The sequence below is a fragment of the Achromobacter sp. UBA4530 genome, assembly GCF_002388205.1.
GTDB classification, from domain to species: domain Bacteria; phylum Pseudomonadota; class Gammaproteobacteria; order Burkholderiales; family Burkholderiaceae_B; genus Achromobacter; species Achromobacter animicus.
The window spans coordinates 110,826-125,624 of sequence record NZ_DGMA01000026.1; the positions used below are offsets into that span (position 1 = coordinate 110,826).

Genomic DNA, 14,799 nt, shown 5'->3' on the forward strand with positions numbered 1-14,799 from the left:
AAAACAGAGCCGCCCCGCGCGCCATCAAGGAGACTCCCGCTTGTCCGCAGGTTCGCATTCGCCCATCCCGGAAACGTTTCCCACCTTTGAATCATCGGATTTCTCGGGAGAGGGATCCTTCTATTTCGACCTCGTGCGCCTGCAGGATCACGACGACATTCCGCGCGGCTTCCTGCACCGGCACCGCTATTACCACCTGCTGTGGATGACCGAGGCGCAGGGCACGCATCTTCTGGACTTCGAGCAGCACGCGGTGCGCGACCACTCGGTCTTCTTCCTGTCCCCGGGCCAGATTCACGCGTGGACGTCGTCGGTGAAACCCAGCGGCTACGTCATGAACATCAGCACCGAATTCTTCGCGCAGATGTTCCCGCGCGCGGACGACATCGCCAAGTTTCCGTTCTTTCACATGGCGGGCGGCCCGCCCGTGATCTACCTGACCCGCGAGCAGCACGACGCCATGCTGCCGCTGCTGGCCGAGATCGAACGCGAAACGCGCGACCGGCAGACGGGCCGCTTTGACGTGGTGCGCTCGTACCTGCTGATCCTGCTGACGCAGCTTCGCCGCCTGTATCCGGCCGACGAACGCGAGACCGCCGCCGGTCCCAGTTATTCGCTGGCCAAGCGCTTCACCATGCTGATCGAAGAGCATTACCTGGACTTCTCGGCTATCCGCCAGTACGCCGACGCCCTGTGCGTCAGCGAGCGCCAGCTCAACGACGCGGTCAAGCGCAGCGTGGGGCGCACCGCCAGCCAGTTGGTGCAGGAGCGCATTGCGCTGGAGGCCAAGCGGCTGCTGTGCAACACGGACTTGAGCATCGCCGAGATCGGATTCCAGCTGAACATCGAGGACCCGGCTTACTTCACGCGCTTTTTCAAGAAGCACACGGGCTGCACCCCGGGCGACTTCCGCAAGAAGTACTACCGCCCCATCGAATGACGGCCCCGTCGGATGGCGGCCGTAATGAATGACGGCGCCGTCGGATGACGGCCATACCGAATGGCGGCCGCGTCGCCCGGCCCGCAAAAAAGTGCAAAACAAGCTCTGATCTGTCCTAACGCGCCCTGACCCGGGCTGCGTAAAGTTCATCCGGACTCAACCCGCCGCGCTGCGGCCAGATTGAAACTGCGATGAATGACACTTCGACATTGATGACGGGCGGCCAGCATGTGGTGCGGGCCTTGCTGGAACACGGCGTGGACACCGTATTCGGCGTGCCCGGCGAGAGCTATTTGGACGTCCTGGACGCGCTGTATGCGCACCGCGAGCAGATCCGCCTGGTGTCCTGCCGGCACGAAGGCGCGGCGGCATTCATGGCCGAAGCGCACGGCAAGCTGACCGGCCGGCCCGGCATCTGCATGGTGACGCGCGGCCCAGGCGCCACCAATGCCAGCATCGGCGTGCAGACCGCATTCCAGGATTCCACCCCGATGATCGTGCTGGTGGGCCAGGTCGGCAACGACATGGTCGAGCGCGAGGCCTTCCAGGAAATCGACTACCGCCGCATGTTCGGCCAGTTCACGAAGTGGGTGGCGCAGATCGACAGCGCCACGCGCGTCACCGAATACCTGAACCGCGCCTTTTCCGTCGCCACGTCCGGCCGCCCCGGCCCCGTGGTGCTGGCGCTGCCCGAGGACATGCTGACGGACGTGGCCCCGGCCCTGTCCTGCGGCGCGATCCAGGTGCCGCAGGCCTACCCGGCGCCCGACGCGCTGGCCGGCATGCGCACGCTGCTTGCCAACGCGCAGCGTCCCCTGCTGATCGCCGGCGGTTCCGGCTGGACGGACGCGGGGCTGGCAAGCCTGACCCGCTTTGCCGAACTGAACGGCCTGCCGGTCGCGTGCTCGTTCCGCCGCCAGGACCTGTTCGACAACCACCACGCGCAGTACGTCGGCGAAGTCGGCATCGGCGTGAACCCGGAACTAGCCGAGGCCGTGCGCCAGGCCGACGTCATCCTGGCCGTGGGCGCCCGGCTGGGCGAGATGGTGACGGGCGGCTATACCCTGCTGCAATCGCCGGTGCCCAGCCAGACGCTGATCCACGTGCTGGCCAGCGCCGAAGAGCTGGGCCGCGTGTATCAACCCGCGCTGAAGATCCAGTCCGGCATGGACGCCTTTGCGGCGTCGGCGGCGGAACTGACGCCCGTAGATGCAACCCCGTGGCGCGACTGGACGCAGACGCTGCGCGGCAACTACCTGCGCTACACCGAGCTGCCCGCCGCGCGCGGAGACATGGACCCGGCGCGCGTCATTGCCACGCTGCGCGACCAGCTCGACCCGAGCGCCATTCTGACCAACGGCGCGGGCAACTACAGCGCCTGGGCGCATCGCTACTACCGCTTCAGCCAACCGCGCACGCAATTGGCGCCCACCAGCGGCGCCATGGGTTACGGCGTGCCCGCGGCCATCGCGGCCAAGCTGCGCCATCCTGATCGCCAGGTGATCTGCCTGGCGGGCGACGGCTGCTTCCTGATGACCTCGCAGGAACTGGCCACCGTGAAGCAGCACCAGCTGGGCATCGTCTTCATCGTGTTCAACAACGGCATGTACGGCACGATCCGCATGCACCAGGAGGTGCACTACCCCGGCCGCACCATCGGCACGGACCTGTGCAACCCGGACTTCGTGGCCTACGCCCAATCGTTCGGCGTGACGGCCGAACGCGTGGACACCCATGAAGCGTTCGGCCCCGCGTTGGCGCGTGCGCTGAACAGCGGTTCCCCCTATCTGATCGAACTCAGTCTGGACCCCGAGGTGATCACGCCCCGGGCCACATTGACGAGCCTGCGCGAAAAGGCGCGCACCGCCGGCGCCTGACAGATCAGGCGCGGCGTTTACATAAAAAAATCCAACACTGGAGAGAGACATGACCACAACCCTGACCCCGCGCCGCCTGGCGGCCGCCTTCCTGATGACCGCCGCCTCGCTGGGCGCGGCCGCAACGGCTGCCGCGGCTGATTTCCCCGAGCGCCCCCTGCGCATCATCGTGCCGTTCGCCGCAGGCGGCGCCACCGACGTCATCGCCCGCACCGTGGCGCAGTCCATGTCCACCCGGCTGGGCCAGCCCGTCGTGGTGGAAAACAAGGCCGGCGCCAACGGCAACATCGGCGCCGTCATGGCGGCCCGTTCCGAGGCCGACGGCTACACGCTGTTGATGGCCACGTCCAGCCACGCCATTAACGCCTCGCTCTATCACAAGCTGGACTACAACCTGACGCGCGACTTCGCCGGCCTGTCGAACCTGGCCTCGGTGCCGCTGGTGCTGGTGGTGAACCCGTCCGTGCCGGCCAAGACGCCGCAAGAACTGGCCGACTACGCCAAGGCCAACGGCAACCGCGTGAACTACGCGTCCGGCGGCACCGGCACGGCCTCGCACCTGGCGGGCGCGCAATTCAATTCGCTGGCCGGCGCGCAGATGACGCACGTGCCGTACAAGGGCGGCGCGCAGGCGCTCAACGACCTCATGGGCGGACAGGTCCAGATCATGTTCGCCAACCTGCCCGAGGTGCTGTCGCAGGTGCAGGCAGGCCGCCTCACCCCCATCGCCGTTACCGGCACGCAGCGCCACGCCGCCCTGCCCAACGTGCCCGCGTTTTCCGAGACAGCCTACACGGCCATGAACGCGCGTTCGTGGTTTGGCCTGTTCGTACCGGCCGCCACGCCCGCGCCCGTGGTGGAAAAACTGTCCAAGGCCATCACGGACGGCATCGCCGACCCGGCGGTGCAGGACAAGCTCAAGGGCCTGGGCGCCGACCCGGTGGGCGATGGTCACACCGCCTTCCAGAAATACGTCAACACGGAAGTGGAACGCTGGAGCGTGCTGGTCAAGCAGTCCGGCGCCACCGCCGACTGACACCCGTTTTTGCAACCGCCATCAAGGATTCATCATGCTTTACGACGTACGTACCTACACCTGCCGCGCCGGCACCATCAAGAAGCACCTGGCGCTGTATGCCGAACACGGCTACGAGGTGCAGAGCCGCCATCTGGGCAAGCCGCTCGCCTACATGCAGACCGAGACGGGCAACGTCAACACCTACATGCACATCTGGGTCTATGACAGCGCCGCCGACCGCGAAGCCAAGCGCCAGGCGCTGCAGAAGGATCCGGCCTGGGCGACCTATCTGACCAAAAGCGCCGAGGCCGGCTACCTGATCAGCCAGGAAAACCGCCTGATGACGCCGACGGCATTCTTCAAGCCCTGATGTAAAACGCCGCCTCGCGCATGAAGCGCGGGGCGGCGCGATGGTTCAGGTTTCGTTCGGCGAAGGCCGCGGCGTGTGATGCCGCGGCCTTCGCCTTTGCAGGCGGCGTCAGCCCGCCTGGTCTTCCTGCGGCCAGTCCCGCAGCACGGGCGCGTCCGGCGCGCCCGGTCCCACGTCGCGCAGATGGTCGTGCTGCAACAGCGCCATCCGGTAGGCATCGCGATACGCGCCGTTGGAAAAGAACTCTTCCTTGAGCAGGCCTTCGATCTGGAAGCCGCAGCGCTCGTACACGTGGACGGCAGCGGTATTGTCCTTGTCCACCACCAGATACACCTTGTGCAGGTTCAGCACGCGGAACGCGTAACCCACCGCAATGCGCGTGGCGGCCTTGGCGTAGCCGCGGCCCTGGTAGCTGGGCGCGATGATGATCTGGAATTCGGCGCGGCGGTGGATGTAGTCGATCTCGACCAGTTCGACCAGCCCGGCCGGCTGCCCGGTGTCGTGCTCGATGATGAAACGCCGCTCGTTCTGGTCATGCAGGTGGCGGTCGTACAGAGCCACGAGTTCGTCATAGGCCTCGTAGGGCTCTTCGAACCAGTAGCGCATGATGACGTCGTTATTGTTGATCTTGTGCACAAAGTGCAGGTCGCCGCGTTCGAGCGGGCGTAGTTTGATATCGGATGCGACCGACATAGATACCTCGAAATGACCGCTGGGGTGCGGCCATTCTATGTCAAGCCCACGGGTCCTGCGTTCAGGAAACCGTTGCCGGGTTGCGAGCACATAAGTATCTCTAGGAAATACCTAAGAATCTTTATAAAATCCCTGATTCCCCCGCCCGCCGCGGACGCCCACCGCCCACTCTTACAGCGAATCCCATGAGCCGTCCCGACCCTCTCTTCGTTCAATCCCTGGCCAAAGGCTTCGAACTGCTGGAAGCCTTTGCCCAACGCCCGTCCACCATGAGCATGAACGAACTCATGGAAATCACGGGATTCGACCGCAGCACCACCCAGCGCATGACGCACACGCTGGTCACGCTGGGGTATCTGGAACGCGGCGCCGGTGGCAAGGGCTATACGCCGGGCAAGAAGATCCTGCAGCGCAGCTTCGACTACATGCGCAGCGTGCCGCTGCTTGAACGCGCCACCCCGCTCATCGCCGAGATGCAACGCGAAACCAACGAACGCGTGGAACTGAGCCTGTTCGACGACCTGTACATCATTTTTGCGCTGCGCCGCCAGACCAAGCGTCAGACTTTCAGCAGCACGCTGGCCGGCCGCGCCCTGCCGATGGTGCAGACGGCCGGGGGCCGGGCCATCATGTCCCACCTGCCCGAAGAGGAAGTCGAGGACATCCTTGCGCGGTCCAAGGACATGCCGCTTGCCACGATTCCAAGCACGCCAAAGACCGACAACGATCCGGACCGCATCCGGGGCCTGGTCCAGCAGGCGCGCCAGGACGGCTATGCGACGGCCATCGAGGAGAGCATGCTGGGCGAGCTGAACCTGGCCGCCGCCATCCTGGATCATCGCCACCGGCCGGTGGCGGCCATCCAGATCGCGGGGCTGGTGTCCGAATGGGCCTCGCCGGCGGAATTTGCGCGGCGTTATTCGCCGCTGCTGCTGACCGCGGCGCGGGGGCTGAGCGGCAAGGTCGGCCTGTCCTGACCGCCCTGCCCGCCGCCCCAACCCGTTACTTGCCCCGCCAGAACAACGGCAACGGCGCGGCCACCATGCCGTCGAACTTCTTGTCGTAGGCCTTGAACTCCGAATAGCCGCCCAGCGGCACGAACATCACCTGTTCATAGGCGCGCTGCTGGATCTCCGCGGCGACACGCTTTTGCGCATCCAATCCCGTCACCGACTCGAACTCGGCGCGCAGGCGCTGGATGGTGTCGTCCCGGGTCCAGCCCGGATAACCGCCCTCGCCCCGCCCATCCAGATTGGCGTTCACGATGGGGTTGAGCAGGTCCATGCTGGTCAGGCTGGAATGGAAGATGCTCCAGCCGCCGTCGGCCAGCGGCGCGTCCTTGCTGCGCCGCGACAGCAGCGTGGCCCAGTCCATCGACTGCACTTCCACGTTCATGCCGATGCTGCGCAGGGCCTGCGCGGTGACGGGCGCCAGCGCGGACAGGCTGCGCACGTCGGTGGGATGCAGGACGACGATCTTCTCGCCGGCATAGCCGCTGTCCTTCAGCAACGCCCGCGCCTGCGCCAGATTAGCGGGTTTGGTCTGCGTGGCGCCGGCTTCGGTCTGGTAGGCCGAGATGCAGCTCAACATGGCGCCGCACAGCTTGTAATGGGCGGGATCCCCCAGCGACGCATCCAGGTAGTCGGCCTGGTACAGCGCGGCCAGCACGGCGCGGCGCACCTTCACGTTGTCCAGCGGCGGCTGCTTCCAGTTCATGCGCAGCGTGTAGGTTTCCGATGCGTCGCCATAGCTTTGCACCGTCAGGGTCTTCACGCCATCCAGTTGCGGCAGCAGGTCGGGCGCCACGTTCTCGACGAAGTCGATCTCGCCCTGGCGCAGCGCGTTCACCGCGGTCTGCGCGTCCGGCACGTTGACGACGTCGATCCGGTCGAACATGGCGACCTTGCCCCCGGCAAAGCGGCTGGCGGGCTCCTTGCGCGGCACGTAGTCCGCGTTTTTCACATACGCGGCCTTCACGCCCGCCTGGAACTCGGCCTGCACGAACTTGTAGGGTCCCGAGCCCACGGTTTCCTTGATGGCCTCGGACGGCGGCGTGGCCGCGATGCGCCGCGGCATGATGAACGGCACCGGCGAACCCGGTTTGGCCAACGCGTCCAGCAGCAGTCCGTACGGCTTGGTGAGCACGATACGGAAGGTGTCGGCGGACGGGCTGTCCATGCTCTGGGTGACGGCGGACAGGCGCGAACCGATGGGATCGCGCTGCGCCCAGCGCTTGAGCGACGCCACCACGTCTTCGCCGGTGACCGGCGCACCGTCGTGGAACTTCAGGCCTGGCCGCAACGTGAACACGTAGGTCAGCTGGTCGGGCGATACCGTCCACGATTCCACCATCTGCGGCTGCGGGCGCGAGGCCGCGTCCAGCGAAAACAGCGTGTCGTACACCATGTACCCGTGATTGCGCGTGATGTACGCATTGGTCAGGACGGGGTCCAGCACACGCAACGGCGCGTGCATGACCACTTTGGCATTGACCGGCTCGGCCTGGGCCGGGCAAAGGGGAACCGCCACCGCGAGGACGGCCAGGGCGGCCGCCGCGAAACCACGTTGTCTCATCGTCTTATCCCGATTCAAGGTGAAGAAGAAATGGCGGCCGCGTCCGGGCCGCGTCTGAAAGCCGTTCCAGGGTTTCGTATCAGTCTTGCGTATCAGTCTGGTGTTTCAGTCGTGCGATTCCGTCCTGCGTTTCAGTCTTGCGATTCACTCCTGCAGCGCCTTCACGGCCTCCTGCAGCGCCCCGTCGCCCACGGGAATCCCGCACGCCCGCAGCGCGGCATCCACACCGCCCAGCGCGCCCAGGATCATGGCGGGATGCACGTCGCCCAGGTGGCCGATGCGGAACATCCGTCCTGCAAGCGGCCCCAGCCCGCCCGCCACCGCAACGTGGAAGCGTTCGCGCGCAACGGTTCGCATCGCCTCGACGTCCACGCCGTCGGCGACCGAAATGGTCGTGACCGACACCGCGCGCGCCGCGGGGTCTTCAACAAACAGCTTCAACGCGCCGCCTTGCGACCACGCATTCACCGCCGCATGCACCGCATTCGCCACGCGCCGATGCCGGGCAAACACGGCCTCCTCGCCTTCGGCCGCAATCAGATCCAGCGCGGCCCGCATGCCTGCCAGCAAACTTTGCGGCGGCGTGCCGCAAAACTTGCGGTAGAGCAGATCGCTCTTGCGCTTGGCCCAGTCCCAATAGGCGCGCGGAGTGGGATTGGCCTGCGCGGCCTGCATCGCGCGCGCGTCCACTGCGGTGAAGGACAGCCCCGGCGGCCCCATCAGCGCCTTCTGCGACGCGCCGATCGCCACGTTGACGCCCCAATCGTCCATGCGGAACGGCGTGGCGCCCAAGGATGCGATCACATCGGCCACCAGCAGCGCCGGATGGCCGCTGGCGTCCATGGCCCGGCGCACCGCCGCAATGTCGCTGGTCACGCCGCTGGCCGTGTCGGTGTGCACGGCAAAGACGGCGGCAATGCGGTGCGCCGTGTCGGCGCGCAGCGCCGCCTCGATCGCGGCCGGATCCAACGCCTGTCCCGGACGGGTCGGCGTGCGCAGGGCCGTGGCGCCCATTGCCTCGGCATGCACGGCCCACGCTTCCGCGAAATGGCCGCTCCCCGCCACCAGCACCTGCGCGCCGGGCGCGACCAGATTGGCAATGGTGGCTTCCCACGCGCCGTGGCCGTTGGCGGCATACATCAGGACGTCCGCGTGCCGGGTGCCCAGCAGGCGGGCAAGGCCCGCCTCGCAATCCGCGATCAGATCGGCCAGCCGCGGATCGGACAGATCCATGCATTGGCGGCCCATGGCCTCGCGCACCGCATCGGGCACATGCGTCGGGCCTGGTGTATGCAGGAATTGCGGACCGGCCAATGCGGCGCGGGGTGTCGTCAGGCTGTCTTTCATTCGATTGTCTCCAGGTCCGGCTCCAGCAGGCGCCGCGCGGCGGTCCATACCCGCTGCGTGTAGATCGGGGCGGTGGGCCGTTCAAACTGGCTCGCGGTGCGTTCGCACACCGCCTCCGACGGGAATACCAGCGGCGCGCCGGCCGATTGGGCCTTGACCTGTGCCTGGCAGGCGCGCTCCAGGTAATAGATGTTGACGAAGGCCTCCGCCACCGACGATCCAGCCGCGAGCAGGCCGTGGTTGCGCAGGATCATGGCTTTATGCCGGCCAAGGCTGGCGACCAGGCTCTCGCGCTCTTCCAGGTCCAGCGCGATGCCCTGGTAATCGTGATAGCCCAACCGGTTGTAGAAGCGCAGCGCGTGCTGCGTGATCGGCAACAGGCCATCGCGCTGGCACGCCACGGCGATGCCGTCGGCGGTATGCGTATGCACCACGCACGCCAGATCGTGGCGCGCGGCATGCACCGCCGAATGAATGGTGAAGCCGGCCGCGTTGACCAGCTGGCTGTCGGCGTCGCCGGGATCGACCGGATTGCCGTCCAGGTCGATCTTCACCAGGTCCTGCGGGCGCATTTCGTGAAACAGCACGCCGTAGCGGTTGATGAGGAAATGGTGCTTGGTGCCCGGCACCCGCGCGCTGATGTGGGTGTCGATCAGATCGGTCATGCGAAAGTGCGCGACCAGACGGTACAGGGCCGCCAGTTCGTCGCGCACGCGGGCTTCGGTAGGTTCATGCATGATGAGGCTCCGGTTTCTTCAGGCGTTGTTCGGCGCGTGACCGGCGACGTGGGTCGCCACATCAGCCGGCAAATCCGATGCGAGATCCGCCGCAAGATCCGCCGCAAGACCAGCCGCAAGATCGGGCTGCGCGCGAATCAACCGGGCTATCGCCACGCTCCCCGCGTCGCCGCGCCGTTCCAGCTGGCGGATCACGCCCACGCGGTCGGCCACCGACTTGTCCTGGTTCAGCTTCATCTTTCCTTCCAGCCCGGCAATCGGAATCTCCAGCGCCGCGATCGCCTTCAGGCGCGGCGCCGTCAGGGTCTCGGGCATGTCCGGAAAGCGCCATTCGCCGCCGAGCGGCGTGTCGTAGCGCGCCACCGTCTCCGACAGCACCGCGCGGATGGCCTCGGGCGCTTCGATCAAGCGCGGCGTGCCGCGCGCATGGACGGCGGTGTAGTTCCACGTCGGGAAGGTCTGCTGATTCACGTACCAGCTGGGCGAAATGAACGCGTGCGGGCCCTGGAACAACACCAGCGCCTGCGCGCCGTCCTGCAGGTCGCGCCACTGCGGATTCGCGCGCGCCAGATGGGTGACCAGCGTTCCGCGCCCGCCATCGTCGCGCAGCAGGAAAGGCAGGTGCGTGGCGTTCGCGCCCGCCGCGCCCACGGTCACCAGGGTGGCGAAACTGTGCGCGCGCATGAACGCGTGCAGGACGCCGATATCGGCTTCGGCATAGGCCGGCGGGGTATACATGTCGCCCCCTAGGCCTTGGCGTGCAGCCAGCGCGCCGTGTCGTCGAAGGCTTCGCCCGCGACCGCGGCAATAGAGACGGCCTCCAGGAAGCTGTGCGCGGTGCCGGGATACACCTTCGACGCGACGTCCACGCCGGCGTCGCGCAGCTTGCGCTCCAGTTCGATGCTGTCGTCATGCAGCGGATCGCACTCGGTCACCACCAGCCAAGCCGGCGGCAGGCCTTTCAGGTCGGCGCGCAGGATGTCCACGCGCGGATCGAAGAAGTCCTTGCCGTGGCGGATGTGCATGCCGCGGAACCAGATCATCATGTGCAGCGACAGGCCGTATTCGCCGGCGCCGTAGCGCACGACCGAATTGCGGAACAGGTTGCTGCCGAAGCCGCCGTAGTTCAGCACCAGCCCCTTGATCAGCGGGACGCCTTCATCGCGCAGCGTCAGCGCCGAGCCCATGGACAGGTTGGCGCCGGCCGAATCGCCGCCCACGAAGATCTGGCCGGCATCGATGTCCAGCTCGCCCGCCGACGCGGCAACCCAGCGCAGCACGTCCACGCATTCTTCCAGCGGCTGCGGGAACTTGGCTTCGGGCGCGCGGGTGTAGTCCACCCCCACCACCACGACCCCGGCGCGTTCGGCGTATTCGCGCATCACGCGGTCATGCGTGTCGATGCTGAACAGCACGAAGCCGCCGCCGTGGATGTACATGAACGCGCCCGGCAGCCGGCGCTGCGCGGGGTAATAGACCCGCACGCGCACGGGCCCGTGACGCGTGGCCACCTGATGTTCCACCGTGCGCGCCATCTGCGGGCCACCCTGGGCCCACGGCAGGCGCACCTTCTCGGCATTGGCGCGGCCCTGTTCGATGGACAGGGTGTCGCGGCGCGGATACTGCGACGCGTCCGCCGCCATGCGCCGCAGGAATTCGGCGATCTGCGGGTCCAGAGGCGCAGGCGTGCCGGTCGGAATGGTGAACGCGGGATCTTCGAAATGCATGGAATGTCTCGTCTTGGGTTGGCAATCGGAAAACGGGGTATCGCGGCGTCAATAACCGCGCGTCAGGTCGACTGTGTGGGCCAGGGACTCGCCCTGCCCCAGCCTGCGGATGTTGGCCACGACCTGCTCGGCCACGGTGCCCGGCGACGGCATGGTTGCCATGTGCGGGGTGACGATCACGCCGGGCGTGGACCACAGCGGATCAGCGGGATTCAGCGGTTCCTGCGCGAACACGTCAAGCACGGCCCCGCGCAGTTGCCCGCGCGCCAGGGCGTCGATCAAGTCGGCCGCAATCAGGTGTTCGCCCCGGCCGCAATTGACCACCGCCGCGCCTTGCGGCAAGGCATCGAACGTGCGGCGGTTCAGGATGCCGCGCGTGGCGTCGGTCAGCGGCACCAGGCACACCAGCACATCGGTGTTGGCCAGGAATTCGTCGAAGGCGGCTTCGCCGGCGTAGACGCGCACGCCGTCGATATCGCGCGGCGTGCGCGACCAGCCGTTGACCGGATAGCCCATTCCGGGCAGCACGGCGGCAATGGCGCCGCCCAGTTCGCCCAGGCCCATCAGGCCGATCCGGCACTGCGACGCCGGCGTCTGCGGCGGCCGGCTCCAGCGAGCGGCACGCTGGTTGGACAGCGCCAGGTCCAGCTTGCGATGAAACGTCAGCACGCACCACAGCACATACTGCAGCATCCCTTGGGCCAACTGCGGATCCACTACTCGGCAGACCGGCAGCCCGCGCGTGCGCTGGCCGTCCAGCAGGTTGTCCACGCCGGCGGCGATGCTGTGGATCAGTTTCAGGTTGGGCATGTCGTCGTACACACCCACGGGCGGGTTCCAGCAGACCGCCACGTCGGCATGCAGGCTGCGCGGGTCCGGCCAGACGGCGACGTCCAGCTCGGGCGCCAGTCCCTGCAACAAAGGCTGAAAGTAGGAAAGATTGGCCGATCGGCTCAATAAGGCAACGCGTGTCATCGGGGTTTCCTTCAAGCGCCGGCCAATGCCAGTCCGGCCGGGGGCCGGCTGCCCAACCCGTCCTTGCCGGGAATGGCGGCCAGCAGTTCCTGGGTGTAGCTGCTGCCGGGCCGCGTGAAGATCTGCTCGGCGGGGCCGATCTCCATGACGCGGCCTCGCTGCATGACGGCGATGCGATGGCACAGCCGGGCGGCCACGCGCAGGTCGTGGGTGATGAAGATCATGCTCAGGTTCAGTTGCGCGCGGATCCGCTCCAGCAGATCCAGAATCTGCGCCTGCACGGACACGTCCAGCGCCGACACCGCCTCGTCCGCGATCAGGATCTCCGGCTCCATCATCAGCGCCCGCGCGATCGAAATCCGCTGGCGCTGTCCGCCGGAAAACTCATGCGGATAGCGCTTTAGCGCGCTGGCATCGATGCTGACCAGCGCCAGCATGTCGCGCATCCGCGCCTGCACGCGGGCCGGGTCTTCGCCGTAGTTCAGCGGCCCTTCGGACAGCGTGGCCTCGATGGTCAGGCGCGGGTTGAAGGACCGGTACGGATCCTGGAACACCATCTGAATCCGCTTGCACCATTGGCGCCACGCCGCGCGCGACAGGTTCGACACGTCCTCGCCATTCATGACGATGCGGCCCGACGTGGGACGCGCGAAGTGCGCCAGGCACCGGCCCAGCGTCGTCTTGCCCGAGCCGGACTCGCCGACGATGCCCAGCGTTTCGCCGCGCGCCAGCGACAGCGACACGCCGTCCAGCGCATTGACCTCGCGCCGCTTGGACCGGAACAGGCTGGACGTCACGAAGCGCATGCCCAGGTTTTCGACCGAAATGACCGGGTCGCCTTCGGCCAGTGGCGCCCCGGCGCCGAACTTGCCCTTGGGCACCGCGTCGATCAGCTTGCGGGTATAGGGATGTTGCGGGTTGGCCAGCACGTCGGCGGCGGCGCCGGCCTCCACGATGCGGCCGTGCTGCATCACGATCACGCGGTCCGCGATCTCGGCCACCACGTCGAAGTCGTGCGTGATGAACAGGATGCCGGTGTCGTGGCGCTCGCGCAGGCCGTGCAGCAGCCGCAGCACCTGCGCCTGCGACGTCACGTCCAGCGCGGTGGTCGGCTCGTCGGCGATGATCAGCGCCGGCTCCATCGCCAGCGCCATCGCGATCATCACCCGCTGGCGCTGCCCGCCCGACAACTGGTGCGGAAAGGCGTGGCGCAGGGTTTCGGGAGAAGGCAGCCGCATGTCGGTCAGCAGCGCCAGCACGCGCTGGTCGACCTCGCGGCGCGACAGCGACGGGCCGTGGAACTGGAAGATCTCGGCGATCTGATCGCCTACCTGCATCAGCGGGTTCAGGGCCGTCATGGGCTCCTGAAAGATCATGGCCATCCGGTCGCCGCGCAGCGCGCGCAGCTCGGCCAACGAGGCGTGCGTAATGTCGCGGCCGGACAGCAGGATCTGCCCGCTTTCCAGCTTGAGCACGTTCTTGGGCAAGAGGCCCATCACGGCGCTGGCCGTGACGGACTTGCCCGAGCCGGATTCACCGACGATGCACACGATTTCGCGCGGGCTGACGGTGAGCGCGATGCCCTCGGCGGCGTAACGCCGGTCGCCGGCGCCGGGCAGGCTGACCTTCAGGTCGCGGATTTCCAGAATGGGAGGTGAGGACATCGGCTTCAACCCTTGCGTTGGCGCGCCATGCGCGGGTCCAGGCGATCACGCAGCGCGTCGCCGAACAGGTTCACGGACAGGATCAGCAGCGCCAGGAAGACGCCCGGAAACAGGACGATCCACGGCGCGCGCTGGAAGAACGGGCGGCCCTCGGAAATGATGCTGCCCAGGCTGGGGATCTCGGGCGGAAAGCCCAGGCCCAGGAAGCCCAGCACGGCTTCGATCAGGATGGCCGAGGCGCAGATGAACGTGGCCTGCACCACCAGCGGGTTGATCGTGCTGGGCAGGACATGGCGCCACAGCACGCGCCAGGTCGCCGTGCCCATGCCCAGCGACGCTTCGACGTAAGGTTCTTCGCGCACCGACAGCACCACGCTGCGCACCAGCCGCGCCACACGCGGAATCTCGGGGATGGCGATGGCCGTCACCATCGTGGGAATGGTCGCGCCGCCCAGCGCCACCATGGCGATGGCCAGCAGCAGGCCGGGAATAGCCATGATGCCGTCGATGATGCGCATCACCACCGCGTCCAGCTGGCGGAAATAGCCTGCCAAAAGGCCCAGCAGCAGCCCGGCGCACACCGAGATCACGCTGACCAGCGCCGCCAGCGTGATCGACAGCCGCCCACCGTACAGCACGCGCGAAAACAGGTCGCGGCCCAGCGAATCGGTGCCCAGCCAGTATTCGGCGCTGACCGGCTTGAGCCGCATGCGGGGCGCCAGCGCGGCGGGGTCATGCCAGGTGATCAGCGGCGCCAGCATGGCCAGCCCCACCAGCGCCACCAGCAGCGCCAACCCGGTGAACATCATGGGATCGCGCGTCAGCGCGGGCCAGAAGGAACGGGGACGATCCAGAGCAGTTGTGTTCATGTCCGGCC

The 14,799-nt window shown here is 67.1% G+C and carries 14 protein-coding genes; 5 read left to right on the plus strand and 9 right to left on the minus strand.

The window, feature by feature from the left end:
• The first annotated feature begins 40 nt into the window (after positions 1-40).
• From B2W22_RS19660 to B2W22_RS19675, 4 genes are all read left to right on the plus strand, one after another.
• Positions 41-940, plus strand: coding sequence for a helix-turn-helix domain-containing protein (locus B2W22_RS19660; RefSeq protein ID WP_175185145.1), 900 nt, complete (start codon positions 41-43; stop codon positions 938-940).
• A gap of 191 nt (positions 941-1,131) precedes the next feature.
• The gene (locus tag B2W22_RS19665; protein WP_286939305.1) at positions 1,132-2,817 is read left to right on the plus strand and encodes a thiamine pyrophosphate-binding protein; all 1,686 of its coding nucleotides are present in this window, start codon (positions 1,132-1,134) and stop codon (positions 2,815-2,817) included.
• A 49-nt stretch (positions 2,818-2,866) separates the two neighbouring features.
• The gene (locus B2W22_RS19670; RefSeq protein WP_175124182.1) at positions 2,867-3,853 is read left to right on the plus strand and encodes a tripartite tricarboxylate transporter substrate binding protein; all 987 of its coding nucleotides are present in this window, start codon (positions 2,867-2,869) and stop codon (positions 3,851-3,853) included.
• Positions 3,854-3,887: 34 nt separating this feature from the next.
• The gene (locus tag B2W22_RS19675) at positions 3,888-4,205 is read left to right on the plus strand and encodes an NIPSNAP family protein (RefSeq protein WP_056316357.1); all 318 of its coding nucleotides are present in this window, start codon (positions 3,888-3,890) and stop codon (positions 4,203-4,205) included.
• A gap of 108 nt (positions 4,206-4,313) precedes the next feature.
• Here the strand turns inward: B2W22_RS19675 and speG are convergent, their stop codons facing one another.
• A complete protein-coding gene (gene speG / locus B2W22_RS19680; protein ID WP_175124181.1) occupies positions 4,314-4,898 on the minus strand; it encodes a spermidine N1-acetyltransferase in 585 nt (194 codons plus the stop codon).
• A gap of 185 nt (positions 4,899-5,083) precedes the next feature.
• Between speG and B2W22_RS19685 the strand changes: the two genes are divergently transcribed.
• Positions 5,084-5,875: an IclR family transcriptional regulator gene (locus B2W22_RS19685; RefSeq protein WP_175124180.1), complete on the plus strand. Its 792-nt coding sequence runs from the start codon at positions 5,084-5,086 to the stop codon at positions 5,873-5,875.
• A gap of 25 nt (positions 5,876-5,900) precedes the next feature.
• Here B2W22_RS19685 and B2W22_RS19690 read toward each other — a convergent pair whose 3' ends face one another.
• From B2W22_RS19690 to B2W22_RS19725, 8 genes are all read right to left on the minus strand, one after another.
• A complete protein-coding gene (locus tag B2W22_RS19690; protein ID WP_286939306.1) occupies positions 5,901-7,472 on the minus strand; it encodes an ABC transporter substrate-binding protein in 1,572 nt (523 codons plus the stop codon).
• A 144-nt stretch (positions 7,473-7,616) separates the two neighbouring features.
• Positions 7,617-8,819 carry a pyridoxal-phosphate-dependent aminotransferase family protein gene (locus B2W22_RS19695; RefSeq protein WP_286939307.1) on the minus strand — a complete coding sequence of 401 codons (1,203 nt, stop codon included), beginning with the start codon at positions 8,817-8,819 and terminating at the stop codon, positions 7,617-7,619.
• Positions 8,816-9,556 (minus strand): class II aldolase/adducin family protein, encoded by a 741-nt coding sequence (locus B2W22_RS19700; protein ID WP_175124178.1) that lies wholly within the window; start codon positions 9,554-9,556, stop codon positions 8,816-8,818. Before B2W22_RS19700 ends, B2W22_RS19695 begins: the two co-directional genes overlap by 4 nt.
• Positions 9,557-9,574: 18 nt before the next feature.
• Positions 9,575-10,294: an FMN-binding negative transcriptional regulator gene (locus tag B2W22_RS19705; RefSeq protein ID WP_239214452.1), complete on the minus strand. Its 720-nt coding sequence runs from the start codon at positions 10,292-10,294 to the stop codon at positions 9,575-9,577.
• Positions 10,295-10,302: 8 nt separating this feature from the next.
• Positions 10,303-11,283 (minus strand): alpha/beta hydrolase fold domain-containing protein, encoded by a 981-nt coding sequence (locus B2W22_RS19710; RefSeq protein ID WP_239214450.1) that lies wholly within the window; start codon positions 11,281-11,283, stop codon positions 10,303-10,305.
• 48 nt (positions 11,284-11,331) lie between these two features.
• The gene (locus B2W22_RS19715; protein WP_175185141.1) at positions 11,332-12,258 is read right to left on the minus strand and encodes a 2-hydroxyacid dehydrogenase; all 927 of its coding nucleotides are present in this window, start codon (positions 12,256-12,258) and stop codon (positions 11,332-11,334) included.
• Between the two features lie 11 nt (positions 12,259-12,269).
• On the minus strand, positions 12,270-13,922 hold the full coding sequence (locus B2W22_RS19720; RefSeq protein WP_239214445.1) for an ABC transporter ATP-binding protein: 1,653 nt from the start codon (positions 13,920-13,922) through the stop codon (positions 12,270-12,272).
• A 5-nt stretch (positions 13,923-13,927) separates the two neighbouring features.
• Positions 13,928-14,791 (minus strand): ABC transporter permease, encoded by an 864-nt coding sequence (locus B2W22_RS19725; protein WP_175124173.1) that lies wholly within the window; start codon positions 14,789-14,791, stop codon positions 13,928-13,930.
• Positions 14,792-14,799 lie beyond the last annotated feature (8 nt).

Excerpts from the sequence above, each read along its gene's own strand:
- B2W22_RS19675 (WP_056316357.1), top strand. The coding sequence starts at position 3,888 with ATGCTTTACGACGTACGTACCTACACCTGCCGCGCCGGCACCATCAAG.
- B2W22_RS19715 (WP_175185141.1), bottom strand. The coding sequence starts at position 12,258 with ATGACACGCGTTGCCTTATTGAGCCGATCGGCCAATCTTTCCTACTTT.
- B2W22_RS19695 (WP_286939307.1), bottom strand. The coding sequence starts at position 8,819 with ATGAAAGACAGCCTGACGACACCCCGCGCCGCATTGGCCGGTCCGCAA.
- B2W22_RS19685 (WP_175124180.1), top strand. The coding sequence starts at position 5,084 with ATGAGCCGTCCCGACCCTCTCTTCGTTCAATCCCTGGCCAAAGGCTTC.
- B2W22_RS19720 (WP_239214445.1), bottom strand. The coding sequence starts at position 13,922 with ATGTCCTCACCTCCCATTCTGGAAATCCGCGACCTGAAGGTCAGCCTG.
- B2W22_RS19725 (WP_175124173.1), bottom strand. The coding sequence starts at position 14,791 with ATGAACACAACTGCTCTGGATCGTCCCCGTTCCTTCTGGCCCGCGCTG.
- B2W22_RS19690 (WP_286939306.1), bottom strand. The coding sequence starts at position 7,472 with ATGAGACAACGTGGTTTCGCGGCGGCCGCCCTGGCCGTCCTCGCGGTG.
- B2W22_RS19670 (WP_175124182.1), top strand. The coding sequence starts at position 2,867 with ATGACCACAACCCTGACCCCGCGCCGCCTGGCGGCCGCCTTCCTGATG.
- B2W22_RS19665 (WP_286939305.1), top strand. The coding sequence starts at position 1,132 with ATGAATGACACTTCGACATTGATGACGGGCGGCCAGCATGTGGTGCGG.
- B2W22_RS19710 (WP_239214450.1), bottom strand. The coding sequence starts at position 11,283 with ATGCATTTCGAAGATCCCGCGTTCACCATTCCGACCGGCACGCCTGCG.
- speG (WP_175124181.1), bottom strand. The coding sequence starts at position 4,898 with ATGTCGGTCGCATCCGATATCAAACTACGCCCGCTCGAACGCGGCGAC.
- B2W22_RS19700 (WP_175124178.1), bottom strand. The coding sequence starts at position 9,556 with ATGCATGAACCTACCGAAGCCCGCGTGCGCGACGAACTGGCGGCCCTG.
- B2W22_RS19705 (WP_239214452.1), bottom strand. The coding sequence starts at position 10,294 with ATGTATACCCCGCCGGCCTATGCCGAAGCCGATATCGGCGTCCTGCAC.